The organism is [Roseibacterium] beibuensis (assembly GCF_039542305.1).
Taxonomy (GTDB): Bacteria; Pseudomonadota; Alphaproteobacteria; order Rhodobacterales; family Rhodobacteraceae; genus Roseibacterium; species Roseibacterium beibuensis.
Genome location: NZ_BAABHW010000008.1, coordinates 18236 through 44892, shown reverse-complemented (window position 1 = coordinate 44892; position 26657 = coordinate 18236). Strand labels below are relative to the sequence as shown.

The window sequence follows — 26657 nt, the reverse complement described above, 5'->3', positions numbered from 1 at the left end:
AAGCGAAGCTACCGGGATATCTCCCCTTCCAGCACCGCTCGTCCGTGCACCGCCAAGGTTGCTGAAAACCTCTGGCACCCAAACTTGCGGATCACATCGAGTACCCGCGCTTCGTAGGCAGCGTGTCCGATCAAGCGACACAAGTCGGACGCGTGGAACTGGCGGTTCGCAGTTGGTGCGGCTTGCATCTGTCTCAGCAATTCGCGCTCTTTGGGATCCGTTATTGGTCTCGCGGGCGGCTTGACCGCGGGACGAGTTGGAGTTCCCCACGAATTTCGCCATCGGCGCATGAAGCCAAGCAGGAAGCCGGCCGGCACCCTGCCGTTGCCTCGGGACCGGTTGAAGGCGAGGAAGCGATCCCAGATGACCTGGGTGTCGATGTTCCAGCAGGGCAACGTGGCCTTCGCTGCTTTGATGAGCTCCGCCCAACTTGTCTGAAAAACGTTCGAACTCGTGGTGATATCGATCAGCCCTGAGAAGATAGTTTTGTTATTATTATCTCTAGATAGTGATGTGTCGCCTTCACCTGACACGAGATCATGGGTTTCACTCTCCTCGTCGAAAGCGGAAAACCGAAAGATCCAGGGCGCGAACTTGCCATTCGGCTTCGCCCGCTCGAGCTGCAACTCCGAAGCCTCAAGTTCGCTCAGAAGAACCGCAAGATACTGCCGTGAGACACCCATCTTCTCTGCCAGGGCCGAGAGGGTGAAGGCTGCCGTTCCCCGCGACAAACCGTTGTAGCCATCCTTCCAGGCGATGGCGTCGAGGATGAGGGTGGCAAGCTTGTGCGCTGCAACAGAGAGATTTGTCTGCGTAATCCGCCGCAGGATCAAGCCGGTCGTAGGTTCCATGGTCGAGGTCTCCTTGGAGATCCGACGCCATGTCGTGAGACAACAACATTCTTGCCAGCAAAACAACTTTGCTGGTTGCAGGTGTTTTAGCGGTGCGCTAGGAAACTCTTGTTCACGGAGTTTTCTAGCACGGCGTCAGGCTTCACGGTCTGGCGTCGTCTCCTTTTCAGGGGTTTTGCACAGCCTCCCGTGCGGGGTTGAGATGACGCGCGCGGCAAAACCGCGCGCAGATTTTGTCAGTAGCGAACTTCTTCAGAACCATAGTTCCCGGCGTGATCACGCCAGTCGACGAAGACGGAACGGTAAAAGTAGCTGCCACATCCATTCGGGATGCTCAGGCCGGATGCGGCTGGCACCTGGCCCACGGTGGATCTTGTCCATCGGTAGTCGCCCTGCACGCCGTAGGACCCCAATCGCGTCGAGTCGCTGCGATTGCAGTCGCCATCTCGGTTTTCGTGCTGGCGGTACTGGATGTGATAAACGCGAATGCTGCGTACGAAATCAAAGGCGTCGCCCGAGATGTCGATGTCGGCTTGTTCATCCGCTTGGACGCGGACAAGGGGCAAAGGAGTCGATTCCTGCGGTTCGGGCGGATCGCGGAACGTGATGTCATAAAGGCGTTCCATAGGCGACATCGGACTGGGATCGTTGAGAGACACACCCATTGGGCACCGCCAGATTTGTAAGGGCGGCTCGATCGGCCATGGCGTGATCCGCCGAATGAAGACCGCTCTGGCATGCGCGCAGGGCGCAGAGTCAGGCCAACCGCCCGCAAGGCAGAGGAGGATCGCACAATCCACCTGATAGGCCTGAGCCGGAGCTGACGAGGCCATTAGTCCGGATATGCTTATTGCCGTGGCTGTTGCCACGCCGTGGATCACGTGCTTCATGATGCCGACTCCATCTATAATGGTGCAGCGATACGAAACAACATTAATGATAGCAAGGAGATTTGATTGATGGTCGCGTGCAAGTCTTGCCTTTTTCGCTCGCCATATCCTCGAGCCTGGCAGCGGGCCGCGGAGGAGTTGCGGCCAAGGAACCGGCCAAATTTGCGGACGGGATGCGCTTTTTGAGTCGGCAACCTTATGATAGTCTGTGGTTTTAGAAGAGGTAAGTCATGGCCAGAAAAGCGGCCAGAAAGCAGGACAAGTGACAACCCCGGATGATGGAGAAACGGTAGGACTTTTCGAGCCTCTCATGGTTTCTGAAGGTGCACCAGCGCGCGCGCGTCTAAACGATCTCGCGCTCGAGCTGGCAGAAAAGTCTGCCGCGTTCCGGAGCGGGTTGCCTTCTTCCGTCTCGGAGGCGTTGGCAGATCTCGTGCGGGCGATGAACTGCTACTACAGTAACCTCATCGAAGGGCACGACACCCATCCCATCGACATCGAACGCGCGATGCAGGGCGACTACAGCGCCGACCCATCGAGGCGAAACCTTCAGCTCGAAGCCAAAGCACATGTGGCGGTCCAGAAATGGATCGACGAGGACGGCATGGCGGAGAAGCCAACTGCGCCCACGTCCATTATCGAGCTGCATCGCCGCTTCTGCGAGCTGCTGCCGCCTGAGCTTCTCTTCGTCGAAAACCCGAAGACGGGCGAAAAAATACCTGTTGTGCCCGGCGAGTTGCGGACGCGCTACGTTGAAGTCGGGCTGCACGTTGCCATCAGCCCTGGCGCGGTGCCGCGATTTCTCGAACGTATGCACAAGGCTTACAGCCTTGCCGGCAGGATCGAACCAATCCTTGCAGCGGCTTGCGCGCATCACCGGCTTCTCTGGGTGCACCCTTTCCTCGACGGTAACGGGCGTGTTGCCCGCCTCATGTCTTACGCCATGCTGCGCAAGACGCTCGATACACGCGGGCTCTGGTCTGTGGCGCGCGGGCTTGCACGGCAAGAGGCCGCCTACAAGGAGCACCTGGCCTCCTGCGACGGTCCTCGCCGCGGAGATCGTGACGGCCGCGGCACGCTGAGCGAAGCCGCGCTTGCCTCCTTCGCAGACTTCTTCCTGCGCACATGTATCGACCAGGTGGAGTTCATGGAAAGTCTGATGCGACCTGATCGGCTGCGTGACCGCATCCTGATCTGGGCCGAAGAAGAAATCCGCGCCGGGGCGTTGCCTCCAAAATCCGATACCGTGCTGAAAGCCGTCCTCTATCAGGGGCAGATCGAACGTGGAGAGGTCGAGTCCATACTTGGCACGAGCGATCGCACCGCACGACGGGTGACGTCTGCGCTACTTGAAGCGGGGGCTTTGTCATCGACCTCGACCCGCGCGCCGCTCAAGCTGGCGTTTCCTGCCAAGTATGCAGGTCGGTGGATGCCCGGGCTGTTTCCTGAAAAAGACACATGAAGTTAGGCACAATGCGGTGACGCTTGATGGCCTCAAGGAAATGGCCGAGCACCTCTATTCGACAGCATTCAGGAACCTGGCATAGTCATCACTGACCTCCCTCGCCTCGACAAAGGTGCGGGCGCGCTCGGTGTCTAGACAACGGAAGTAGTCCTGCACATCGGCAATGTAGGTCTCGAAATCGCTTCTGATCAGATCGGCGTAGGCACGCATGTCGTCTTGCGACTTAGGCAAGAACGGTCGTTCTGGAGGTACGCAATCCGCGGCCGCAGCTACCGGCATGCTTACAAGCAGGAGCGCGAACAGCAACGGAGCGTTGCGCGCAATAAACAAGCGCAGGGCAAAACTCCTTTGCCGCCTTTAAGATTGTCGATCTGTCGGCTATCACTCTTATCGGAGCAAGGCAATCTTCGTCAAGTCGTTTTAATTGTCTTGCTATCGTTAATGTTGTCTTGTATCGCCCGCGGTGTTGCGACCCCGTGGGCCCGAGACTGCATCTCACGCAGAAAAAAGGGACCCAGGGAAGGCCATGATAGAAGAAGCACCGAATGTGGTTACAGAAGACGGGCTGCGCAGCCTCCTTGCCGAAGGCTATCTCATCGAGGTGGTCTGCAAGGAAGGCGCCGAGAAGCGCCACAACAGTTGGTACGGCGCCTGGGTCATCCGGGCAGTTGCCCCGGATGGTGGCGACGACAAGATGCTCGTCACCAGCCGCAGCGTCCTCAAGCAGCGCGATTTCAAGACCATCGTCGGTCTTGTCAGCTTCCTTGTCGACATGGGTTGCACGACTGCCAGCATCCCGCTCGTCGAAGGCGCTCGCGAGCGTCACGCAGCACCCGGGCGCACGTCCGAGCCACGGACCGGCCCGGTTCTGGTCAAGGACAACTGACCGCGCGTTTGCGCTCGTCGTGCTACTCGGTACAGGTGTTTGTTCCGCACCCTTGGCCGCATATGCACAGAATGGGGCCGACGGTTTCATCTTCCAGGTCAGCCCTGATGGCCGACTGATCGACACAACTGATGCCACGAGCACCCTGCGCTCGTTCACCGGTGACGAAAACGCCCAGAATGGGCCCCTTCCAGATCGTCTCTTTCTCTTTGCCGCACCGCAGTCCCATGGGGATGATGATCCCCTCAGCGATGTAACGGCTGCCGCAGCGATTGCCCCGCGCGCCATCCGCGCCGCCCCCGAAATCCTCCACGCCATCGAGACCACGGCGCTGCGTTACGGCAGCCATGATGCCCTGCGTCGGGCGGGCCTGTCGGTCACCGATTGGGCGCTGTTCTATCGCGCCAACATCGAGGTCGAGAGCGCGTACAATCCCGGCGCCTTGAGCCCGGTCGGTGCCATCGGGCTCGGCCAGCTGATGCCCGATACCGCGCGCGATCTCGGTGTTGACCCCCATGACATCGCACAGAACCTCGACGGCTCGGCGCGTTACCTTCTGATGATGCTTGAGCAGTTCGGCGATCCCGCGCTGGCGCTTGCGGCCTACAATGCCGGTCCCCATGCGGTCACCCGCCATGGCGGCATTCCCCCCTTTCGAGAAACCCAAGGCCATGTGGCCCGTGTGACAGCCGTGTTCCAGCGGCTGAGAGGAGACCTTTCGTGACGTCCAAACCTTCTATCGTCGCGCTCGGCGCGATGGCCCTCATCGTCCTGGCAGGACCGGCGCTTGCGCAAAGCATCGACCTCTCGCCCGTGCAAACCCTTCTGCAAGGCATCGTCGATGCGATCACCGGCCCCTTGGGCATCGTGATCGGCACGCTCGCGCTGATCGGCGTGTTCCTCTCCTGGCTCTTCGGCATCCTCGATTTCCGCCAGGCGCTCTGGGTCGTGGTCGCGATCGCCGGCATCGCTGCAGCGCCCACCATCGTCGCAGCCATCTGGACGACCTGAGCAAGACCCATGTCCGACCAATCCCGCGTGTTCATCGGCCTTCTCAGGCCACCCAAGCTGATGGGCTTGCCGATCATGTACGCCATGGTTTGGCTCTTCGGCTCGACGCTCCTGTTCCTCTGGGTCCAGAGCTGGGTGGTGGCCGTCTTCGCGGGGCTGGCCTGGCCGGCGCTCTGGAAGGCCGCGGACTGGGATCCGAACTTCCTCGATGTCCTGGTGATCACCTTGCAGGAAACTCCGCCCACGGCGAACCGCAAGCTCCACGGGGGCGACAGCTATGCCCCGTGATGGAGTAGCCGATGAAGTGGCCGACGCCCTCGATCCGCTCACCGCGCTGCCCGCATGGGTCAAGGGCGAGAAGCGGCTCTCGTCCATGCTGCCCTATGTCAGCCTCGTGACCGACCGGACGATCCGGACGCGCGGCAACGAGCTGATGCAGTGCATCCGGCTCGAAGGGGTGAACAGCACCACGAGCGAGGATGCGCATCTCGACCGGATCGGCGGGCTCCTGGCAGGCATCGTCGCGCAGGTGGGGACCGAGTTCTCCTTCTACCTGCACAAAGTCTCGAAAGCGGTCGACGTGACCCTGCCGCCCATCCCGGGCGAGGGATTTGCCACCGCCGTCGACAAACGATGGCACGCGCATCTGGGTCAGGCGGGCCTGCGTGACAAGACACTGACCCTGACGGTCCTTAAGCGCCCCGAGGCGGGGAGCCGTTTGCCCTTCGGTCTGGGGGCGTCGCGTGCGCGACATGCAGCGGACACAACCCGCCGCTTGCGCAAGCTCGACGAGGTCGTGGGGTTTCTGCTGTCCTCCTTCGATGAGCTGAAGCCTCGCCTGCTGGCCGCAAGCACCGGCGAACTTCTGGGCTTCCTCGGCTCGCTCAACACCGGCGAAGAGCACCCGCTTTTTCCGCGGTCGCGCCTCGGTGTGATTGCCGAGGATGTGGCCAATACCCGCGTCACCTTCCGCGGCACGACCATCGCACTCTCGGACGGTGCCGTCGGCGACAAGCTCGGGGCGATCTTTTCGGTGAAGAACTACCCCGCCAAGACCGATAGCCTGATGCTCGACGAGCTGAACTTGCCCGTCGACATGGTGGTCACGCACTCTTTCGTGCCGATCAACGCCAACATCATGGCAGGCCGGATCAAGCGGCAGCTACGCCTCATGCAGGCCGCCAATGACGGCGCCGTCAGCCTCGCGCAGGAGCTGGAACTCGCGCAGGACGATCTGGAATCCAAGCGTCTGATCTTCGGCGAGCACCACATGACGGTGGCCGTCTACGCGCGCAACCAGGCCGCCCTCGACGATATCGCAGCCGAAATCCGCAACATCTCCGCCACCTGCGGAATCAACCTGATCTCCGAAGCCTTCGGAGCGCGGGCGCATTTCATGGCGCAGCATCCCGGCAATACCGGGGCGCGCAGCCGCAAGGCCGCGATCACGAACCACAACTTCGCCGATCTTGCTGCTTTCCACCGCACGCCCCTCGGCAAGACCGGTATGGAAGTTCCTTGGGGCGTGCCGATCACGCTTTTCCCGACACCCGAGCGCAGTGGCTTCCGCTTCAACTTCCACGAACAGGGCGCGCCGGACCGCGAGCCCACGGGAGGCCACACGCTGATCCTCGGCCGTCCCGGCTCGGGCAAATCCGTGCTGGCGGCGTTCCTGATGACCATGGCTCGCCGGGCCGGCGCGAGGCTCTTCGTCTTCGACTATCGCGCGGGCATGGAGATGGCCGTCCGCGCGCTCGGCGGCAGCTATTCAACCGTGCGGGCCGGACGGCCCACGGGCCTGAACCCGTTGCAAACCGAGATCGACGCCCGCGGTCAGGCCTGGCTTGCCGACTGGCTTGCAAGCCTCCTCGAGCGCCGGGACCGGCCCCTGACCCCGGTGCAGACCAACCGCCTGCAGGAGGTCGTGCGCCAGAACGCAAGCGCCGGAAACGCGGGACTGCGCAACTGGTCGGACTTCGCCTCTCTCCTCGTCTCAACCGATGATGAGGGCGATCTCTTCGAGCGGATGCAGGAATGGACGGCCGATGGCCGCTATGGATGGATCTTCGGGGCCAATGCCGAGGACAGCTTCAGCATCGACGGCGATGTTGCGGGCTTCGATCTGACCGGCATCCTCGATTCCGAGAGCGAGCGGGAACGCATGGCGGTCCTGTCGTACCTGTTCCGACGGGTCGAGCGCGTGATCGAGGATCGCAAGCCCACGATCATCGTCATCGACGAGGCTTGGAAGGCGCTCGACAACGCCTACTTCGCGGAGCGGCTCTCGAACTGGCTGGTGACCGCGCGCAAGCAGAACGCCGTCGTCGTGATGATGACGCAATATGCCAGCCAGCTCGAACGTACCCGGACCGGCAAGACCATCGTGGAAGCCGTGCCGACGCAGGTGCTTTTGCCCAACATCCGCGCCTCGGCTGCCGATTACGCGATGCTCGGCCTCAGCGAGAAAGAACTCGACGTTCTTCTGGGCGTCGGCTCCGCCTCGCGCCTGGCTCTCGTGCGCGATGACCGGGGTTCCGTCGTGATCGACGCTGATCTCAGCGCCCTCGGCCCGCTCGTGACCATCCTTGGCGGCATGGAGAAAGGCGAGGCCCTCGTTGGCTCTGACTACCGGGACCGCCCTGATTTCTGGAGAGTGACATGATCCGTACCATCATCCGCAGCGTCGTGCTGCTTGGCCTTGGCCTGAGCCTGACGGCCTGCGCGCAGCATAACCCTGCGCAGGCCAACTGCTTCAACTTCCGCGAGGCGCCCGCACAAGGCGCAACCGCCACGACCACGATCTCGACGATGGGGGCCGCCGTCACGCGCCGCGACACGGCTTGCGATTTCGTGATGCTGGGGGCGGGCGGCTAAGCCCATGCGGACCTGGCTTCCCCTCTCGATGGTCAGCATTGCGCTGGCAGGTCCCACATTGGGGCCGGCCGCCGCCCAAGGCGTGCCGACCTTCGATCTGCGCCTCTTCGCCGAACGACAGGCGATCCTCGAGCAGACCGATCAGGATCTCGCACTGCAGCAGGACCGGCTGACCCGCGAGGAGGAACTGGCCGAGATCGAGCGCCAGCAACTCGCCTCGCTCGAAGGGCTGATGGATGCGATGTCGCTCGGCTCGGGTGATGTGGCTGGCACCGTGGCCGGGCTTGAGGCGGGGCAGGGGGTGGTTGGTGACGTCGAAAGCGCAGCCGCCAGCCTCTACGCGCCCGAGGACAACAATCCGGCTGCAGCCCGGATGTTCGGCGATGCCCGGGAAGGGATTGAGGAACTGATCATCCGCGCGGCACGTGACACGCATGGACTGCCAGGGGTGAGCCGTGCCGGCCTGTCGCTCGTGCAATGGCGCTGCCTTCTGCAGGCGCTGATCTGGCAGGAAAGCCGCTTCCAGATCGGGGCGCGCTCCCCCGTGGGGGCGTTTGGCCTCACCCAGATCATGCCCGGCACGGCGGGCGATCTCGGGATCTACCCGGCCTATTACGACGACCCTTGGCTGCAGGTGACGGGGGGCGCCCGCTACCTCGCGCAGATGCTGAACATGTTCGATGGTAACATCATCCACGCGCTCGCGGCCTATAACGCAGGCCCGGGCAACGTTCAGAACTACGGCGGCGTCCCGCCCTTTGCGGAAACCCAGCATTACGTCGTGGTGATCCCGCAGCAGTACAACAGCTACCTCGCCGCCGTGGGCGGCATCGATGCGCTCGGCACCATCGACCCGGTGCTTCTGGCGAACGCGAGCTTCAGCCTCTCGGCCCATGGTGCAGGCGCTTATGGTGACTACTCGCTGGTCTCTGTCCGCGCTGCAGCCCTGCGTGTGCAGGACATCATCACCCGCATCGGCGAGACCGAAGACCTGCACGAGGCCATCGCGCTCAACACCTATGCGCGCGCCGAACTGGCCCGACTGGTCGCGATCCGCACCCGGATCAAGGCCGCCCACACCCAGCCGCTGAGCGAGGAACAACTCGCCATAGCCGCGGCCCAAGCCGCCGAGCGGCAATTCATGGATTTCACCCAGGAGACATTGCGATGATCCGGCGCTTGTACCGTTCCCTCACCACCACCGCCGCGACCCTCGCGCTGTCCACCGCCCTCGCGGGGCCTGTCACCGCACAGGGCGTGCCCACGGTCGATACCCAGAACATCGCCCAGGAAATCCGCCAGCTTCAGCAGATGCTGCAGGATTTCGGGATCCAGACCGATCTTCTGGACAATGCGCTGGCGCAGCTCGAGACGCTGCAAGGCCAACTCGATCAGCTGAACGAGATGTACGCCTCACTGACTGGGCCGCGTAGCATCCTCGGCCTCGCCATGGGCGGCGATCTCGATGGCCTCCTGCAGGCCAATTTCGAAGACATCCCCGGACTGATCAGGGGGATTCAGGCGGGTGACTGGTCGAGCCTGATCGGCCCCAATGCGGGCCCTCTGCGCACGCAGATGGAACAGGCCCTTGCCGGTGCTGGGTTCGATGAGGATTCACTCCGCGAGATCGCCACCAGCGGCAATCCCGGCGCCGAAGGTGTCGCCACCCGCGCCACGACCGGCGCCGTTATGTCGGCGGCGGCCCAGAACAGCCATGCCGAGGCGGCGCAATCACTGGAACGCGTCGAGCAACTCGTGTCGTTGATCCCCGACATGGAAGACCTCAAGGAGTCGATGGATCACAACACCCGCGTCACGGCGGAACTCGCCATCGCCATGACGCGGATGTGGGAGCTTGAAGCCATCCAGACCCTCGGCGCAGGCAATGCGGGCGTGGTGGACGCTGCCACCGTCGCCGAAGAGCGCCGGTACATGGACTTCACCCTGCCGAGGCTGCGGCCATGACCAAGGCACCGGACATGACGGCAGGCATGAGCACCCGTGAACTGGTCGAAGAAGAACTGATCCACGGCGCGCTGCGCCGGGAGCAGCTCTGGCGGATGATCGGACTTGGCGGAGCGGGCTTCGGGGTCTTCGGCTGCCTTGCGGCCGCGGCCGTCGCCCTGATGGTCGAGACGCCGCCTCCGGTCGTCGTGCCCTATGATCCCACGACGGGCTTGGCCCTGCCGAACGCCACGGTCGAGACGGTGCGGCTTGCCGAGCGACCTGCGATCATCGAGGCGCAGATCTACCGCTACATCCTCGACCGCGAAGCCTACAACCAGCTCGACAATGATCTGCGCGTGCGCCGTGTGCTGGCGCAATCCACCGGGGCGGCCGAGGCCAGCATGCGCGCCATGTGGACCTCGGGGCAGGAGAGCTATCCGCCGACCCGCTATGGCCCCGCGGCCGAGATGGCTGTCGAGATCGCCTCGATCACGCTCATCGGCGAGAACCGCGCGCAGGTGCGCCTCAGAAAGCGCCTGACCAGCCCGCAAGGGGCACAGGACGGATCCTTCACCGCAACATTGATGTTTGCATTCCAACCCGAACGGACCCGTTCGATCGACGATGTCTGGCAGAACCCCTTCGGCTTCACCGTCACCCAATATGCCATCCGATCGGACCGTTCCGAATGACCTCTGTTCCCGTTCTCACATCCGTCCACGCCCTTATGGTCGCTGGTGTACTGGCGCTCATGGCGCCCGCAGCGTTGGCCGAGACCACACCGCGCCCGGGGGCCCATGACAACCGCGTCCGGGTTGCCAACTGGACCGAAGGCCAAGTCTACCGCATCGTCACCACCCTGACCCGGGTCACCACCGTCGAATTCGGCGAGGGCGAGACCATCCGCTCGATCATCGCGGGCGATACGGTGGGCTTCCAGTTCGACGGTGTGCCGGGCGGACGCGCCTTCGCGATCAAGCCTGCAGCCTCGGGTGTCGCCACCAACATCACGGTCTATACGAACCGCCGCTCCTACTATTTCCACGTGGTCGAGGCGCGCGAGACCCCGCATTACGTCGTGCAGTTCCGTTATCCCGAGAGCCGCGTTCAACCGGCCCGGGCTGTCGCGGCCGAGGCGCCGAATGCGAACTATGCCGTCAGCGCCCGGGAGGAGTTCACGCCGACCGCCATCTGGGATGATGGCACCTTCACCTACTTCCGCTTCGCGCGGAACGCGCCGGTCCCGGCGATCTTCCGCTATGCAAATGGCGGCGAGCGAGCGGTGAACAGCACCGCGCTTGAGGACGGTGTGATCCGTGTCTCGGGCGTGAACCGCCAATGGGTGCTTCGCCTCGGGGAAGACGAGGTTTGTGTTCAGGATATGGGTGGATCCACGTCATGAGCCAGGACACCGAAGACCTTGCTGCGCGCCTTGCGGCTCTTGAAGCTACAGGCGACAAGAAGCGCGCTGCCACACGTCCCTCCCCTCTGGCCGCCATCCTCGGTGTGGCCGGGATCGTGGCTGTCGGCGGTCTGGCCTGGGCCGCCCTGCAACCATCGCCGGAAGCGCCCCTGCCGACCGCAGCCCCGGAAGAGTTCCAGACAGCTGGATCGGGCTTCGGCGACCTCGCACCTATGCCCGTGGTAGAGTCTGCACCGCCGCCAGCGGCCGAAACGGGCCCCTCTGCGTCGGAACTGGCGCTGATGGAAAGCCTCGCGACGCTTCGGGCGGAACTCGAAGACCTGCGCGCGCGGCCCGTCGAGGCATCGGACAGCGGCGCGGAGCAGGCTATCGCCGATCTCACGGCGCAGATCGCGGCGCTGCAGGAGGCCTCGACCGAGGCGCAGCGCGCGCTCGAGCGGCAATTGACCGAACGCGACCGCGAGCTTGACCAGTTGCGCATGGATCTCGAAGTCGCGCGGCTGACCCCGCCTGCGCCCATGGATCTCGGGCCCAACGAGGAGGAGTTGCGGCTTGCCGAACTTGAACGCCGCCGCATGGCCGAAGCGGAGGCCCGGGCCGAACGCATCGCGTCGCCGATGATCGCGTTTTCTGGGATGGGGGCAGGGACCGACCGAGAGAACAGCCTCGAGGCCGCGCGCTTGAATGAAGACGAAGCCTTCGTGCGCGCGGGTGCCAGACCCGCCCCGGTGACGCGGGCCGAGGTGATCGTGAACCCCGGCAACACCGTCGTGCAAGGCACGATGATTCAGGCCGTGACCGAGACGGCGCTCGACAGCACGCTGCCTGGAGCGATCCGCGCCATCGTCTCCGAAGACGTTCATTCCTTCGACGGCACGCGCGTCCTGATCCCGCGCGGCGCGCGTCTCGTGGGGCGTTACCGCTCCGATGTGGCGCTCGCGCAGTCGCGGGTCATGGTGGCCTGGGACCGCATCATCCTACCCGACAACCAGACCGTGGAAATCAGCGCCTTCGGTGGGGATGAGCTTGGGCGCACCGGCACCACCGGATTTGTCGAAACCCGTTTCGCGCAGCGCTTCGGCTCGGCCGCGCTGATCTCGCTGATCGGGGCATTGCCTGCGGCGGCCGCCGGACAGATCGAGGATGAAGCCGCCGCTGACATCGCGAGCGATGTGGGCACGGACTTGCGCGACAGCACCCAAAGCGTGATGCAGGATTATCTCGCGATACGGCCCGTGATCCATGTCGACCAGGGCACCCGCATCACGGTCATGGTCGACCGCGATCTGGAGATCTTCTGACATGGCAGCGAGCTATCTCGAGGCCTCGCTCGACCGGCTGGGCGCACCCGTGCGTTACTGTGACACGATCGAGATCTGCATCAACCCCGACGGACAGGTCTGGGGCGAGTTCCAGGGTGATCATTTCATGCGCGGCCTCGGCACGCCGCTCACCCAGACCGAGATCAAGGATCTCGGCAACCAGATCGCCTCGGCCGCCTCGACGACGCTAAGTACGAAGAAACCCATCGTCTCGGTCTCGATCCTCTATCGCGACCGTCCAATCCGCGCGCAGGTGATCCAGCCGCCAGCTGTGGAAGGGGGTTTTTCGATCTCGCTGCGGTTCTTCTCCTCTCTGCCACTTGAGGCCATCAAGCTTGGTTTCCTCTATGGCAAGGAACGCAGCCTCGAAGGCCTGCGCCGCGAACGGAATGCCGCGTTGCGCGATGTGGTGGCCTCCGGCGACATCGATGCCGCCCTGCGCTTCTGCGTCGGGAACAAGCTCAACATGATCGTCTCGGGCGGCACCTCGACCGGCAAGACAGTCGCGGCGCGCAAGATCCTCTCGTTGATCGCACCCGAGGAACGGATCATCACCATCGAGGAGGCGGCCGAATTGCGGCCCGAGCAGCCGAATGCCGTAACGCTGATCGCCGACCGGGACACCGAAGCCCGCAGCGCCGATGTGCTTCTGGCCTCCACCCTGCGGATGCGGCCCGACCGGATCGTCTTAGGCGAGGTCCGTGGCCGCGAGGCCATGACCTTCCTCGAGGCGGTCAACACCGGGCATGGCGGCTCACTGACCACCTTGCACGCCGAGACCCCGCAACTCGCTGTCCGCCGCCTCGCCATCGCTGCGCTGAAGACCGATGTGCCGATGACCTATGCCGACATGGTCGACTACATCGAGGGCTCCATCGACGTGATCATCCAGGCCGGCCGTCATGACGGCGCCCGCGGCATCACCGAGTTCTTCCTGCCGGGGCAGGCGAGACATCCAGATCAGAACACGGGTCCAGCCGGGGGTGCCGAGCGCCCCACGGTCGCGGCCAAATGAACCGAAAGGAAACCTCCATGCGCAAGATCACCCTCGCCGCAGCTGTCGCCCTGCTCGCCGCGCCCCTCGCGGCCCAGACCTCGCCTCAGGTCACGAACGATCTCACCGTGACCATGTCACCCCAGCAGTACCGGATCTGCAACGACCGGCCCGCACGGCCGGCCTGGATGGATGAAGTCAACCCGCGCGAGTCCTACAAGGCGCTGACGTTGATGCGGCTCTATGAGCTGCGGTCCTGGGAGGCGATCAAGGAAACTGGCGACTGCGGCTGTGATGTCCGCTTCCCGTCATGGGATGCCGCCTCCGCCGAGTACGAGGGACGGTTCGCGACAAGCACTCAGGCGGAGCACACTCAAGCTCGGCTGGCCATTCGGAACGAGCAGAACCAAATTGCCCGCGACGTCCAGGATATCTGCGAAACGCAAGGCAACTGGTAATGAGCATCGTCAGCTGGATGGTCGGAACCGCCGATGGCTTTCTTGCCGATGCGGCCGAGTCCCAGTTCGGGGCTGTGGCCAGCAATACCGGCACGATCGTCCTGCTGATGGTCACGCTCTCGCTGATCGGCGTCTGTATCAACATGGCCTTCCAGTTCCGCAGCATGGATGGGGCCAGCTTCTTCTGGTACCTGATCAAGCTGACGCTGATAGGGCTCTTTGCCTTCAACTGGGCCAATTTCAACGCGGTCGCCAATGCGGTGATCGGCGGGCTCGACTACGTCGCCGGGGCCCTGATTTCCTCGGTTGGCGGCGGCGGGGCAGGGGCCACGTACTTCGCCGCCGAGTTCGATGATCTCATCACGGAGTTCAGCCAGTACCTGAATGCCATCGGTAACAACCTGAACTGGATGACTGGCGCGATCCTCGGCGGCATCGGCCTCGTGCTCCTGAGCCTCCTTGGCTTCATGACCGGGATCGTCCTCATCTTCGCCAAGATGATGCTGACCCTGATGCTTGGCCTTGCGCCGATCATGATTGCGCTGTCGCTCTTCGATGCGACCAAGGATTTCTTCCACAGATGGGTCTCGACGACGATCAGCTACGCCTTCTACCCCATCGTCATCGCCGCCATGTTCTCGACCGTCGTCGGCATGGCGAATTCGCTGCTGGCCCAGCTGGGAGATCCGAACTCGGCTACCAATATCGGCTCGCTGGTGCCGTTTTTTGTGATGATCTTCCTGGCCAAGGGCTTCGTTGCGGCAACGCCCCTGATCGTGCGGGGGATCTCTGGAAACCTGATGGTGGCTGCGGCACCCGCTGTGGTCGCGGGATCGACTGGGATCATGCGGGGGATCTTCAATACCGACGGCGTAAAGGGCAGGGCGCGGATTGGCGCGCTCACGACAGGTGAAGTGATTGGGCGGGGGGCTGTACAAGCCCCGGCCGCCGTGCGGAGCGCCGCGGCAACGGCAAGCGCGCAGGTGGTCCGGATGGCCGAGAGGGCGAAGCGGCTGGGTCCGTGACCACGGCGACAATGCGGACGGAATCGAGATGAATTCAGAGGGAACACATGACCGATAAGCAGAAGGTCACCATGGCTTCGGTCATTCTCAGGCGGTTTGGCTTTACCAATCGCGAAGCAGCCCAGTTCTGGGGGGTGTGCGAAGAAACGGTGGCGAAGTGGGTAACGGGCGAAACCGATATGCCGACTACCATGCAGCTCACGGCGCTTGAGCAAATCAATGCCTGGCAAAGCTATTGTCGGCATATGGCAGGCATTTATCACGATATCTTCCAGGAAGCGCCCGAAGCATACATCGGTGTGTTGAGCGCGAACGATGCGGCCGCGTATGGCGTTCCTGAAAGTGATGGTTTCATCTCGAACACCATCGCCAGCATCTGCGCATATCTCGCACCGAAGCACGAACACTTGGTTCTCGTCACATCCGAAGAGGCGGCCCGGGAGGACACTTTAACCCGCTTGCGAGAATGCGCTTTTCTTTAGGCGATCAACTTCGTCGATCTTTTCAATATGGAAACGGCATTCGGAACGACCGAGCTGGCGATGACCGAGTTCCTGGTCTCTCGTCTTCGCCGCGATCTCGGCGATCCTGTCGCGGCGATGCTGTCAACAGATGGCATAACGTATGACCGGCGCTGGACCATCCACTTCATCAACACCCATGATTTCGTGGCTGATTTCGCCAATGAGGACGGCGAGGGCGATGAGCGTCACGAGTATTTCGAGGTTTCATTCACGCCCCTCTCGTTGGATTCTCCCTTCGATTTTTACAGCGATGATCAAGCAAGGGTGCGCCTTGTTCTGGACGATGGCACGACGATGGATGTGGGCCTTGCCACCGGCGATTCTGAAGCTGATTTCGTTGCCATGAACGCAGCAGTTGCAGACATGCTCAATGAAGTATTCGGGACACCCGCGAAGATGAAGACAGCGTTCGAGAAGCAACGTGCTGTCGAGCAATCCGAACGCGACATGCTACACTGACGGACCCGGTGCGCGGCGCACGGATCCGTCATCAACTCTGGGCCCGTCAAGCATGCTCCGCGATGATCCCTCGTGTCGTCTGAACCGCTGCTGCCAGTTCGACACTGTCAGAAGCCCGAAGACCGAGCCCTGCAAGATCGAAGGACAGCTGATCTGATCCCGCGCGACCCGCAGCGGCCCGTGCAGCCCTCCCTCGCGCCCGCCCCGAGGGCGCAGGCTTGGGATCGAGCAGCTCTTGCGAGGGAGATTGAGCCGCTTGGGGCAGTGCATTTGCCTCAGGCCCTTGGGCCCCTGCAGCCGCCCGCACCGCCTGCAATTCCAGCTTCAGCTTCTCAACCGTCTCGCGTGTTTCGGACATCTGCCGATCGCGCCGCAGTCCGTCCTCATCAGGGTACGGGAAACTCCCCGCCTGACCGGTGTGCAGCGCGTTCAGCGCCGGGTCCTCAAAGTATTTGATCCGCCGCGCCCGGATCGGCATCTGCGCGTCGATCACGAGGATCACCTCGTCGAGGTCCATCCTGCGGGCCTGGTCTTCGGTGAGGAGCGGCGTGTCCTCTGTCCGCTCGGAGACGCTGCGTCCCTCGAAGGGGTTACGCCCGACCGCGCGAGACCTGGTCACCACACGCTTTGTGGTCTTGCCGACAGCCTGGCTCAACTCCTCGATGGTCTTCTGCTCGGACGGGGTGAGGTAGAGCTTCACGCCCGCGCCGCCCTGGAGGGACCGGCGGGTGTTCTCGCCGTAGATCTCGTCCAGTGCCGGGATGGTCTGGGTGACGATGGCGAGGTTCCCGCCAAAGGAACGCAGCGTTTTGATGCTCTCGGCGACGATCGGCATCTTCCCGAGCCGATCGAATTCGTCGAGCATGATCATGACCGGCCAAGGTTCGTCGTCCCCAGGCTCCTGCGCCTGCAGCGAGGCGATCAGGTCCGAGAAGAAGAGCCGGATCAGCGGGGCAAGCGGTCGGATCATCTCGGACTCGACAACGAGATAGATCGCGTGGGGGCGGCGCCGAATGTCCCGGAAGGAGAAATCCGAGGTCGCGGTGGCCGCGTCGATGGCACGGTTGTCCCAGGTGTCGAGACCCGAGGTCATCAGGAGCGACAGGTAAGAGGTCAGGGTGTCGTTGTTGGTCGAAGCCATGCGCTCGAAGATCAGCTTGGCCGAGGTGTTCTTCACCTCCTGCGAGCGTTTCAGGTACTCCTTCTGCTTGTCGCCACCCGAGGCGGTGATGCGATAGATCTCGCCGATGGTCGGCACGCCGCGTTCGAAGGCCAGAAGACCGGCCGCCACGAACAGATCGATGCCGCCTGCCAGAAGCCCGCTCAGTTTTTCGTTGTCGGTCTGCAGGAAGAGTTTCGCGGTCAGCTTCAACTCCATCTGCTGCCGGTCGGGGTTGGTCATGGCCGCAATGCGCGCGAGGGGGTTGTAGCGGTGGGTCGGCCGGTCCCAGTCGGTCGGCGCGAAACGGAAGACTTTGTCGCCCATGCTTGCGCGGAAGCGTGAGGTCTCGCGGAAGTTCTCCCCCTTCACGTCGAGCACCACGGCCGAGCCCTTGTAGGTGAGCAGGTTCGGGATCACGAAGCCCACGCCCTTGCCCCGACCCGTGGGCGCCACGATCAGCGCGTGCGGGAAGGTCTTCGAGACGAGGAAGGGACGCTTCGATTTCGGGCGGCCAAGCTTGCCCAACAGGAACCCACCGCCCGGTTTGGCAAAAAAGCCGTTGCGCTTCATTTCTGCCTTGGTCTGCCAATGCGTCGTGCCGAAGCGCGTCAGGGCATCGCCAAGAAGCGTGACGCTAAGCATCAGCGCGGCGATCCCAAAGCCTGCGAGGATCAGGTTCACCCAGAGAAAGTCCCGCGGCGCGCTGACACCGAGGGCTCGGTACTCGCGCGCGAGCAATGTGAAATCGATGCGGTCGGTCGACAGCCCATAGCGCAGGATCAAATAGCCCGTGGCCACGACATAGCCGATGGCGAGGCCGACCAGCGTCAGGCTGAGGATGCCGCCCGCGATCTTGCCCTTATCCATGGGTGATCCCTTTTTCGCCATGGGCCGCGGCGTGACGCGCGCGCTGCGCCTCGATCTGTTCCTCGGCCAAGGCATCCAGAACCCGCTCCATGGCGGGTCCGTGGGCAGTCACCTCACTGCTCTCCAGATAGGCCTTCGCGAGCTCCAGCTGCCGCAGCGGATGTTCGGTGAACTTGTCCAGCACATCTGCATGGCCGGCGCGCAGGGCGGTGACCGCGTTTGGCGCGAGGTTTCTGTCGACCTGCTCGATCAGGCGCTGCCCGGCTGTTTCGGAGAGAGCTGTGCCATTCTCGGCCTCGGCCCGCCGGAGGAAGGTCATCACATCAGGGGCGGTCTCGGCCATGAAGCGCCGCTCGGCATAGTCTTGCCGCGCTTGGTCCTCGATGTCGATGCTACGCTCACTGATAAAGGCGCGTGAGGCCCCCATGGCGCGCAGCCGGTTGATCTCATCCTGCACCGCGGTACCGAACTCTTCATCGGGCATTTCCGCGCGGTAGCGCGCGAGGGTGCGGTCATCCTCGGTGATCGGACCAAGATGTTGCGAAGGATCGCGCAGAGCAAGGTCCATGTCGCCCGCGTGGAGCCTGCGATCCTTCTCCTCGACGGCGAACTCCTGCGGCTTGCGGCTGTCGGTGATCTTGTCCCAAGCCATCGAGGCCAATTCGGCGTGATCGGGCGATCGCTGTGCATAGGCGTTGAAGGCGGCGCGGGCTGCTTCCACTTCGACAGCACCCGCCCTGCGCACGGACGGGTCATCCGAGAACGGATGAGTGAAATCCGTCCGGCGAAACTGGGCGACCAGCTGCTGGAAGTCCTGCCGCTCGGACGGGGCGAAGGCGTCCGGTCCCGCGTGGTCGAGATCGCGGCCCAGTGGCGTCAGACGCTCGGTAAGCGAGACCTCGGCATCCTCCGCCTCATCGACATCTTCGACCGCCCGCAAGATGCGCGCATCGGTCAGAGTATCGCCTAGGCGGACGTGAACGGCTTCCAGCCGGTCCAGCGCTTCCTCGCGATCCTCGCCCTTCTCCAGATCAAGGTCGCCCGCCGTGGCGATGGCGCGCAGATCCTGCGCGAGCCACTGCCGTTCGAGGGCTGCATTGGCGGCACCCTCACGCATGCGGGCGGCAACCGCCTCGGGATCGATGCCCGTGCCCTGCAGTGCCTCCGTGAGGCGCGCCTTCACCGAGGCGTCGTCAAGGCGTCCCATCTGGTCCTCACGCATGTTGGCCCGCGCATAGACCCCGTCCCGGGATGGTGCATCGAGCAGCGCAGCCGAGCGGTCTCCAAGCGGATTGAGATGCGCGACTGAGGCCAGCACATCGGTGAGCTTGCGCTCGATTTCCGGCCGCTCGGCTGCGGGCGCCCGGTCGATCGCCGCTTCGATCTGACGGATGTTTTGAGAGAACTCGGTGATCAGCGTATCAAATGCCGTTTCGTCTTGGGACATGTAGATGGCTCCGTCAGATTGGATCTGACCGCCACTGGCAAGGATGGTGCTGGCCCGCTCGAGTGCCTCGGCCACGTCATCGAAGTTCGACCGGGACGCCTCGACCGCCAGACCACGGTAGGTCAGCGCATTGCGCGCCACCGTTTCCAGGGCTGCGGCCAGGTCGGCCCCCGTGCGCTGGCGCTCGACCGGCGTTCGGCCCTCGTCACGGGCTTTGTAGACCTCGTCTATCTCGGCGCGGTAGGTCGTGACCCCCCGGTCAAGACGCCGTGTCGCCTCGAGCCGGATCCCGTGGACCTGCGCCGCCTCGACCATCGCCACCCGGAAGGCGTCGTAGTTGAAGTGGTGATCCTTCCCGAGAAAGAACATTTCGCCATCCTTGCTGCGGCGGTTCAGAACGATATGCGCATGTGGATGCGCGCGATCTTGGTGTATTGCAGCAATATAGTCGAATTGCGACCCCTCACCTTGAAAGAACTTCTCACAGACGGATTCCGTGATCGCGCGCACCTCTTCGCCGCTGGTGCCGACGGGAAAGGCCATCAGAAGATGCGAGGTATGGCCGAGCTTCGGGCTGTGCCGCTCGCCCCACTGGTTCTCGAAACGGCGCACCACCCGGTCGATCTCCGCCTCGGTCAGGGTCTTCTTGCCATCATGGGTGCCGCGACTGTCGAGGATGTGGCTCGACTTGGTGGTGAGGTAGGTCAGCTGGGCCTTGAGCTGCGCGCCCGTGTAGCACCCACCCTTGGAGATCGGCTTGAAGATGGCCGGGGAGTAGCCGCGCGCTGCCCGGACCATCTGCGCCTTCTTGGCGAGCCCCTGCCAACTGCCCGAGACCCGGCTCCAATCGCGATCGAAGAGGGCGGGGCTGACGCCGCGCGCCTCACTCCGCGCCACGTTCGGCCACCTGCTCCGCTTCCTGCCGCGCCAGACCGGCGAGGGCCCTGGTGACTTCGAGGTCCAGATCGCGACGCCGCGCGCGGAACATCTCCTGGATTTGATCGGCCATGTCGAAGACCAGCACGGCGAGATCGCGGATCTCGGCATGACTGGCGGGGGTGTAAGGCAGCCGCTCGCCCTTAAGCTTCGCCTCGTTCAGGCGACGCGCGACCTGGTTCACGTTGTTGCCGACCCGGTTCAGCGCCGCGCTCATACCCCTCAGCTCATCCGTCATGCCGTGATCCGGGCGCAGGAGATCGTCCGCGGCCAGCATCAGGCAGCGCATGGCATCCGAACGATGCGCGATCCCGCGCCGCGCAAGGGCAGCATCGAAGCCGCGAAGGTCGCGGTCGGTCACCCGCATGGTCAGCACGCGGGTGCGGCTGTCATTGGCCGAGACGGCGGAACGGCCCCGGCTCAGCACGTTGTAGACGGTCTTGGTTGAGACCTTCAGTGCAGCACTGATCGCACTGACCGAGACGCCTTTCGCCCGTTCCCGGACGATCTGACGGCGCTCCTGATCGGTCAGTCTGCGACTGCTGCTCATGTGAAGTATACGTTCCTATTTCTTGCCAACTTCGTACAAGCCCGCCTTCTCCCAGCACAAGCGGAGAAGGCATCAAGGGCTTGTACTCAATGTAGAAAATCGGCCCCGGAGGCCGATTTGACGTCCTTTGGCAAATGCAACGCGCAAGGCGCTCAATGCAACGCGTCCCGCGTTGCCTGCACCGCGCACCGCGTCCTTTGGCCTGCGTTTTGCGCGCCCTGCAGCACGGCTTCTGGCGAGTGCCCGATGGCATGTGCCGCCTGCATCGCGCTTGGTGCCGGATGATCCACGTCCAATGCAGAATGCGTCAGGTTTCCTGCGACGCGGCCAATGGCCCATGTCGAATGTCGCACGTCATCTGGGGCCTGCATCGTGCGGACGGGATAAAGTCAGGTGTCCCGTGCAGCGTGCCTCACGTCCCCTGCACGATGCATTATGCGCCCCGCATTTCGCCTGAGGCAGCCCGCATCCCGTCTTCTGCTTGACGCCGTCGCGCATGGGGGTTAGCGACGTAGAAACATCTTTGTCGCGTTTCACCATTCTTGCGAGAGGCCCGCCCCTATGCCCAACGACAATCTCGTGGTAATCGCCGCGATGGCCCGGAAAGGGGGGAGTGGCAAGACCACGCTCTCGCGCGCCTTGATCAGCGCTGCCGTTGCCGCTGGCCGTCGCGTCCTTTTGATCGATACTGACAGCACCGGTGTGCTTGGCACCTGGCACAAGCGGGCTGAAGCCGCGGGTCTGGGATCACCGCTCCTGCGCTCGGCAACCGTCGAGAGCGTGGGAGCCGTAGATCGCCGGATCGAGCAGGTCTATGCGGCGGACTCGGCGGATTTCGTCTTCATCGATACGGCAGGCGTCGGGGCCGAGTGGTCGGACGGGATCGCTGTTCTGGCCGATCACATCGTGACACCGGTCATGCTCTCGACCTCGGATCTCGATGTCGGCGCGCAGACGACCGACTGGTTCGAGAAACTCCGCGCCCGCGTCGATGACCCCGACAGCCTGCCCCGCCATCACGTGGTCCTGAACATGGTCGACACCAAGACCACGCGTGCAGATGCCGCCCTCATCGAGGCGGCGATCGCGCGGTTCCCGGTTGTCGAGACCGTGATGATGCGGCGGAATGTCTACAAGGAGATGGATGAGAAGGGCCTCCTGCACGCTGTGGCGTTGCAGAAGCAGGCCGATCCGAACCCCCTCATGCGCCCCCATGTGCGCCATGTGGTCGAGGCCCTCGAAGAGGCGACTGACATCCTCAACAACATCCTCGCGGCGTGAGGATGGGGCGTTGAGGAAGAAGATCCCGACAATCACGCGGCCCGACCTGGCCTATGCCGCATCCCTGCGCCCAGAGGTGGGAGAAGACCCGGGAAGGGAAGAGGTGCGGCTCGCGGAGGTGATGCCAGAACCTGGTAGCGTGCAGCCCGCAGTCCTAGACGATCACGCTGCTTCGCCGCAAAGGACGCAGCCTGAGCCCTCTCATCAAGCCAGACAGGAGGCAACTGGACCCGCTGAGCCTGCGGTCATGTCATCGCCAACCCGAACGCGGCACAGTCCCGCGACGCGCAAGATCGACATCAGGGTGAACGCGCTGGAACGGCAAGAGGAAGCCCTGATCGATTGCGGCGTCGATCCCGCCCACGTCATCCGCGCCGCCCTGCGGCGCGCAGTCAAGAACTGGGAGCTTGGGTCCGAGTTCGTCCCACCGTCGGAAGAGCAGCGGACACGGATCACCGAATGGCGCGCACGTACCTCGCTGGTGGTCGATGCCGCTGCGCTGACTGCCCTCTTGCGCGCGCATGACCCTCTCGATGTGCTGAGCAAGTGGGCCTTGGTCTGCGGCCAGATCGAGCCGCGCGTCTGGGCAGAGATCGACATACTCCTGGACGAGATCGCCGTTCGCGCTGCAGCGCAGAATGCAGAAAAGGTTGCGCCAGAAACCTGACTATAAAGACAACTTGTCCTTTTGTCGGTGGGTTCTTGCCGAGGCCGCCGACTTCATCTTGCAGTTGCAGAAACCCAACCCTAAGACGTTCAAAACGATATTGCGGCCTCGTTGTTAACAAGTCCTGAGGTCAGTTTGAGAGGAGCACATCGTGACCATTTTACCGCGGCTTACAGCCGAACCGATCATGCGCATCCTCTGCAAGAAGACCGACACGCTGGTGGGCTACCTGTACCAATGGAACAATGGCGACTTGCAACCTGCCTGGCTCAACGATGCCATGCCCGACGTGCGCTACGAGCCGATGGTCGAGGCCGCCTGACAGGCGCAAAGGCCTAGCCCTTTGAGGGATCCTGCGGGTGTGTCCGCCGGTTCAAGCATCTGGCATGATGCATAGATCGCGCTTCCATAAATCAGAATTTGGCGCTATTTTGAGTTATAGGAAAGGAACCTATAGCTCATGCGCTGGAACTGGACGCAACCTGACTGGCCGAATTTCCGCTATGACAGCATTGCCGTCGAACCTCTCGAACGGCGGTTCCTGCTGTCATCCGGCGAGATCCTTGGCGCCGTCCGCCATGTGACCGACGACGAGCGCGACCGCCTGCGCATCGAGCTGCTGAGCGAAGAGGCGATGCGGACGAGCGCCATCGAAGGCGAGGTGCTGGACAGGGCCAGCGTGCAATCCTCCCTGCGCCGTCAGTTCGGCTTGACCGCGGACGGCGCACCGTCAAGGCCGCGCGAACAGGGCGTCGCGGAGATGATGGTGGACGTCTACTCGACCCACGCCGCGCCTCTAACCCACGAGACCCTCAGCCGCTGGCACGGGATGCTGCTGTCCCATGACCGCGGCCTCGAGACCATCGGGGCCTATCGGCGGCATTCCGATGCGATGCAGATCGTCTCTGGTCGCATCGACCGACCGACGGTGCATTTCGAAGCGCCGCCCTCCGCGCAGGTCCAAAGGGAGATGGACGTGTTCGTCGACTGGTTCAACCGAACGGCGCCAGACGGTCCAACGCCCCTGCCGGCTCTGACCCGCGCGGCGCTTGGGCACCTCTGGTTCGAAAGCATCCATCCCTTCGAGGACGGCAATGGTCGCCTCGGCCGCGCCTTGGCAGAAAAGTCCCTTGCCCAGAACATCGGCCATCCGAGCCTGATCGCGCTAGCCTACACGATCGAACGGGACCGAAAAGCCTACTACGACCAGCTCGAGATCCACCAGAAGACACTGGACGTCACCGGCTGGCTGCTCTGGTTCGCCGAGATCATTCTGAAGGCCCAACAGACGACACTTTACCGTGTCGGCTTCTTCATCGCCAAGGCGAAATTCTACGACCAATTCCGTGATCGGCTGAACGAGCGACAAGCCAAGGTGATCGAGCGCATGTTCCGCGAGGGGCCGGACGGATTCAAAGGCGGCCTCAGCGCCGAAAACTACATCGCCATCACCGGCACCTCGCGTGCGACCACAACCCGGGACCTGCAGGATCTGGTGGAAATGGGGGCGCTGAACCGGACCGGAGAGCGGCGGCATACGCGGTATTGGCTGACGATCTGAATCAATATGAGTCTTGAAGGGCTTAAATTCGGAAGGCTTCATTAAATCAATCACCTCAAGGCCTGAAGCCCTGCAAATGATATTATACCCATTTTCAATATGGTAGTTTCAAACCGGCCTTAATAATTGCGTGGGCCACCTCATTGAATGGTATATTTGAGATTGAATCTCGAAATAGATGCCGAAGTTCTAGCTCGAACTTTACCTGATCAACGTACCTCTCATCTTCCTCAATCATGTATACCGACTTTTCCATTAGAACGGTAACTCGTCCGTCAGACTGGTGATTAAAAATGGACACTTCACCCGTACGCAAGTCAACCTTTGTGCGCTCCGAAAGCCTTGGCAGAGCGCTGGTGGCGAAGTCCGGGTAAAGGAGTGCTGTCAGCTTCCGAGACGCGAGGTGGACGCGATATATCGTGGTGCCGTCCAGAGTGCCCGCAAGTGTTTGTGCGATGCCGATGTATGTGCGCAGTCGCGGTGTCAGCTTTGGCAGGTCGCGGGCGTGGACCTGGTATTTGTCGCCTGACAGGTGCCCAACGCCGGCAATTGCATGGGCGTGCGCCTCCTCCGCAAGGGCAGCCATATCGCCGGCGTCAAAGAGCATGCGTCGGCCGACCCCCTCTGCCGCGGATAGCGAGCCGAAGAACGCACGGATATCGCGTTGCAAATCAGGCGATAGCCGACGGTACGGGGCACGACCGGAGAAGGCGCCGAGGGCAAAGAAGCGACCGACTTTGTCGGCGCGATCAGCAGTGGCGGTAGCCATTTCGTCTATCGGGATGGCCGATAGCGCATCGGCTATCGCCGCTTTTATCGACAAGCGCCCGTCCGCTAAGCGCATTTGCAGATCTGGGGGTATTTCATCTGCATGAGGGACGCGGCCCATCGTCAGCAAAAGGTCTATGAGATCGTTCCTTACCGAAGCGAGTACTTCTTGGCGACAGGACGGCCCTGACGCTAGGTTCGACGGCTGGCGGGGCACCGACAGGATCGGTCGACACCCCCCCACTCCCATCTGTCGGCGCGATAGAACGCGTTGTTCGAGCTCTTCATCACGGAACACAAAGAAGATGCCCGGACCAGCTGCTATGGGCGTCATATCCAGCGTTTCGAGCAGAAGGGTTCGCAGTTCCACCTGAGTGTAGTAGCGCTGGAAGGTGCCACGAGAGGAAAGGAAGCCATCGCCATGCGGCCGGTGGCCTGAAACATCGCCCTTGCCGACCAACATGACTGCAACGGCCAAGCAACGCTCGGCAAGATCGAATGCTTTGCGCAGTACGTCGCACCGTTCGGCTGGGTCTTCAACCACATTGAGGACGAAGCCGAGGTTAACGATATCCCGCGGCGCGAGCACACTTCGATCTGGCGCGAAGTGAGGATCCCAGCCGACTGCATCAATCCCGGCGGCCCTGAGCGCGCGCACGTCGTCGCCGCGGCCGCAGCCGTAGTCGAGAACGCTGATTCCGTCCTCTAGAAGCCCCGCAGCGTTGAGCGCGGCCATCGGAGCGGACAGGCTGTTCCGTCCAATCGCTGTCCTGTGTCTGGCGACGGGTGGCATCACGCCACCAAATGGGCTATCCGCTCCCTCAGCAGTCATCGAAACTACCTCGGGTGGTCCGGGAGGCAACGACGCGGTGATCGCGCACCTCGATTCCTGCTTCGGCCAAAGCCGCCTCCCAGGCGTGTTGCCGCCCACGCCGCGTCATGTCAACGAAGAGGCCTCGCCGCTCAAGCTCCCGCGTCAGCGCCAAATAGACATCGCGTCCGGGGGCGTCGGGAGCCAGCAGTAGTTCCTTGCGATGGAGGATCGGCGGATTAGTCTGGTAGCGACGGACGGTCACCACTCCAGTCCCAAGATCGACACGGTGGCTTTGGCGCAGCGCAGGAAAGGCGTGCTCCGCGAAATCCTCGTAGTTCAGAAGTGATACGGCGCGGTAATCCGCCAGATCAATCTTCGCCACGTTCCAGTTGCCCTTTGGAACGTGCTCGGCAGCGGCAGCGATCGGCCTCGACTGTTCCAGAAGAAGACAGTCCATAGCAGATTGGTGCACATA

At 62.9% G+C, this 26657-nt stretch carries 29 protein-coding genes; 21 read left to right on the top strand and 8 right to left on the bottom strand.

The genetic code is table 11. The annotated features are described in order from the left end of the window. Positions 1-8: 8 nt before the first annotated feature. The gene (locus tag ABD923_RS18515; RefSeq protein ID WP_259555050.1) at positions 9-851 is read right to left on the bottom strand and encodes a hypothetical protein; all 843 of its coding nucleotides are present in this window, start codon (positions 849-851) and stop codon (positions 9-11) included. Positions 852-1087: 236 nt separating this feature from the next. Continuing rightward, a complete protein-coding gene (locus tag ABD923_RS18510) occupies positions 1088-1684 on the bottom strand; it encodes a hypothetical protein (protein WP_405048347.1) in 597 nt (198 codons plus the stop codon). Between the two features lie 367 nt (positions 1685-2051). On the opposite strand from ABD923_RS18510, the gene ABD923_RS18505 reads away from it, so the two are divergent. Next, positions 2052-3203, top strand: a complete 1152-nt coding sequence (locus tag ABD923_RS18505; RefSeq protein WP_259555052.1) for a Fic family protein — start codon at positions 2052-2054, stop codon at positions 3201-3203. Between the two features lie 54 nt (positions 3204-3257). On the opposite strand, the gene ABD923_RS18500 is transcribed toward ABD923_RS18505, so the two are convergent. Next, the gene (locus tag ABD923_RS18500; RefSeq protein WP_259555082.1) at positions 3258-3485 is read right to left on the bottom strand and encodes a hypothetical protein; all 228 of its coding nucleotides are present in this window, start codon (positions 3483-3485) and stop codon (positions 3258-3260) included. 247 nt (positions 3486-3732) lie between these two features. Between ABD923_RS18500 and ABD923_RS18495 the strand changes: the two genes are divergently transcribed. The 16 genes from ABD923_RS18495 to ABD923_RS18420 are packed head-to-tail and all read left to right on the top strand — an operon-like array spanning position 3733 to position 16129. Then, positions 3733-4092, top strand: coding sequence for a hypothetical protein (locus ABD923_RS18495; RefSeq protein ID WP_259555053.1), 360 nt, complete (start codon positions 3733-3735; stop codon positions 4090-4092). Between the two features lie 52 nt (positions 4093-4144). Then, on the top strand, positions 4145-4816 hold the full coding sequence (locus ABD923_RS18490) for a lytic transglycosylase domain-containing protein (RefSeq protein ID WP_259555054.1): 672 nt from the start codon (positions 4145-4147) through the stop codon (positions 4814-4816). Next, positions 4813-5103: a TrbC/VirB2 family protein gene (locus ABD923_RS18485; RefSeq protein WP_100196091.1), complete on the top strand. Its 291-nt coding sequence runs from the start codon at positions 4813-4815 to the stop codon at positions 5101-5103. The genes ABD923_RS18490 and ABD923_RS18485 overlap by 4 nt, the downstream gene beginning before the upstream one ends. A gap of 9 nt (positions 5104-5112) precedes the next feature. Beyond that, positions 5113-5391: a VirB3 family type IV secretion system protein gene (locus ABD923_RS18480; protein WP_045682577.1), complete on the top strand. Its 279-nt coding sequence runs from the start codon at positions 5113-5115 to the stop codon at positions 5389-5391. Then, positions 5381-7765, top strand: a complete 2385-nt coding sequence (locus ABD923_RS18475) for a VirB4 family type IV secretion/conjugal transfer ATPase (protein ID WP_259555056.1) — start codon at positions 5381-5383, stop codon at positions 7763-7765. Before ABD923_RS18480 ends, ABD923_RS18475 begins: the two co-directional genes overlap by 11 nt. Further along, the gene (locus ABD923_RS18470) at positions 7762-7977 is read left to right on the top strand and encodes a hypothetical protein (protein WP_259555057.1); all 216 of its coding nucleotides are present in this window, start codon (positions 7762-7764) and stop codon (positions 7975-7977) included. Before ABD923_RS18475 ends, ABD923_RS18470 begins: the two co-directional genes overlap by 4 nt. Positions 7978-7981: 4 nt before the next feature. Beyond that, entirely contained in the window at positions 7982-9148 is a 1167-nt protein-coding gene (locus ABD923_RS18465) for a lytic transglycosylase domain-containing protein (RefSeq protein ID WP_259555058.1), read from the top strand. Continuing rightward, positions 9145-9942 carry a type IV secretion system protein gene (locus ABD923_RS18460; protein WP_259555059.1) on the top strand — a complete coding sequence of 266 codons (798 nt, stop codon included), beginning with the start codon at positions 9145-9147 and terminating at the stop codon, positions 9940-9942. The genes ABD923_RS18465 and ABD923_RS18460 overlap by 4 nt, the downstream gene beginning before the upstream one ends. A gap of 26 nt (positions 9943-9968) precedes the next feature. Continuing rightward, positions 9969-10616: a VirB8 family type IV secretion system protein gene (locus ABD923_RS18455; protein WP_259555083.1), complete on the top strand. Its 648-nt coding sequence runs from the start codon at positions 9969-9971 to the stop codon at positions 10614-10616. Continuing rightward, positions 10613-11326, top strand: coding sequence for a TrbG/VirB9 family P-type conjugative transfer protein (locus ABD923_RS18450; protein WP_405048346.1), 714 nt, complete (start codon positions 10613-10615; stop codon positions 11324-11326). The genes ABD923_RS18455 and ABD923_RS18450 overlap by 4 nt, the downstream gene beginning before the upstream one ends. Further along, complete coding sequence (locus ABD923_RS18445; protein WP_259555060.1) at positions 11323-12648, top strand: TraB/TrbI/VirB10 family type IV secretion system protein; 1326 nt, start codon at positions 11323-11325, stop codon at positions 12646-12648. The genes ABD923_RS18450 and ABD923_RS18445 overlap by 4 nt, the downstream gene beginning before the upstream one ends. A 1-nt stretch (position 12649) precedes the next feature. After that, the gene (locus ABD923_RS18440; RefSeq protein WP_259555061.1) at positions 12650-13684 is read left to right on the top strand and encodes an ATPase, T2SS/T4P/T4SS family; all 1035 of its coding nucleotides are present in this window, start codon (positions 12650-12652) and stop codon (positions 13682-13684) included. Between the two features lie 17 nt (positions 13685-13701). Continuing rightward, entirely contained in the window at positions 13702-14121 is a 420-nt protein-coding gene (locus ABD923_RS18435) for a hypothetical protein (protein WP_259555063.1), read from the top strand. After that, the gene (locus tag ABD923_RS18430; protein ID WP_259555064.1) at positions 14121-15146 is read left to right on the top strand and encodes a TrbL/VirB6 family protein; all 1026 of its coding nucleotides are present in this window, start codon (positions 14121-14123) and stop codon (positions 15144-15146) included. The genes ABD923_RS18435 and ABD923_RS18430 overlap by 1 nt, the downstream gene beginning before the upstream one ends. 47 nt (positions 15147-15193) lie before the next feature. Further along, positions 15194-15628: a hypothetical protein gene (locus tag ABD923_RS18425; protein WP_259555065.1), complete on the top strand. Its 435-nt coding sequence runs from the start codon at positions 15194-15196 to the stop codon at positions 15626-15628. A gap of 27 nt (positions 15629-15655) precedes the next feature. Next, positions 15656-16129, top strand: coding sequence for a hypothetical protein (locus tag ABD923_RS18420; RefSeq protein WP_259555066.1), 474 nt, complete (start codon positions 15656-15658; stop codon positions 16127-16129). Positions 16130-16175: 46 nt separating this feature from the next. Here ABD923_RS18420 and ABD923_RS18415 read toward each other — a convergent pair whose 3' ends face one another. Genes ABD923_RS18415 through ABD923_RS18405 form a run of 3 tightly spaced genes read right to left on the bottom strand, consistent with a single transcriptional unit; the run spans position 16176 to position 21091 of the window. Continuing rightward, positions 16176-18158, bottom strand: a complete 1983-nt coding sequence (locus ABD923_RS18415) for a type IV secretory system conjugative DNA transfer family protein (RefSeq protein ID WP_259555085.1) — start codon at positions 18156-18158, stop codon at positions 16176-16178. Continuing rightward, entirely contained in the window at positions 18151-20502 is a 2352-nt protein-coding gene (locus ABD923_RS18410; RefSeq protein WP_345229570.1) for a relaxase/mobilization nuclease domain-containing protein, read from the bottom strand. Before ABD923_RS18410 ends, ABD923_RS18415 begins: the two co-directional genes overlap by 8 nt. Continuing rightward, positions 20489-21091: a helix-turn-helix domain-containing protein gene (locus ABD923_RS18405; protein WP_259555068.1), complete on the bottom strand. Its 603-nt coding sequence runs from the start codon at positions 21089-21091 to the stop codon at positions 20489-20491. The genes ABD923_RS18410 and ABD923_RS18405 overlap by 14 nt, the downstream gene beginning before the upstream one ends. 561 nt (positions 21092-21652) lie before the next feature. Here ABD923_RS18405 and ABD923_RS18400 point away from each other — a divergent pair. From ABD923_RS18400 to ABD923_RS18385, 4 genes are all read left to right on the top strand, one after another. Beyond that, positions 21653-22372 (top strand): ParA family protein, encoded by a 720-nt coding sequence (locus ABD923_RS18400; RefSeq protein ID WP_259555069.1) that lies wholly within the window; start codon positions 21653-21655, stop codon positions 22370-22372. Between the two features lie 247 nt (positions 22373-22619). Then, entirely contained in the window at positions 22620-23039 is a 420-nt protein-coding gene (locus ABD923_RS18395; protein WP_259555070.1) for a hypothetical protein, read from the top strand. Between the two features lie 151 nt (positions 23040-23190). Further along, the gene (locus ABD923_RS18390) at positions 23191-23361 is read left to right on the top strand and encodes a hypothetical protein (protein ID WP_165910185.1); all 171 of its coding nucleotides are present in this window, start codon (positions 23191-23193) and stop codon (positions 23359-23361) included. A 138-nt stretch (positions 23362-23499) separates the two neighbouring features. Beyond that, a complete protein-coding gene (locus tag ABD923_RS18385; RefSeq protein ID WP_259555071.1) occupies positions 23500-24600 on the top strand; it encodes a Fic family protein in 1101 nt (366 codons plus the stop codon). 94 nt (positions 24601-24694) lie between these two features. Here ABD923_RS18385 and ABD923_RS18380 read toward each other — a convergent pair whose 3' ends face one another. Together ABD923_RS18380 and ABD923_RS18375 are read right to left on the bottom strand one after the other, a co-directional pair. Further along, positions 24695-26161 (bottom strand): DNA phosphorothioation-associated putative methyltransferase, encoded by a 1467-nt coding sequence (locus ABD923_RS18380; protein ID WP_259555086.1) that lies wholly within the window; start codon positions 26159-26161, stop codon positions 24695-24697. Between the two features lie 28 nt (positions 26162-26189). Next, a complete protein-coding gene (locus tag ABD923_RS18375) occupies positions 26190-26639 on the bottom strand; it encodes a class I SAM-dependent methyltransferase (RefSeq protein ID WP_132952026.1) in 450 nt (149 codons plus the stop codon). Between the last annotated feature and the right edge of the window lie 18 nt (positions 26640-26657).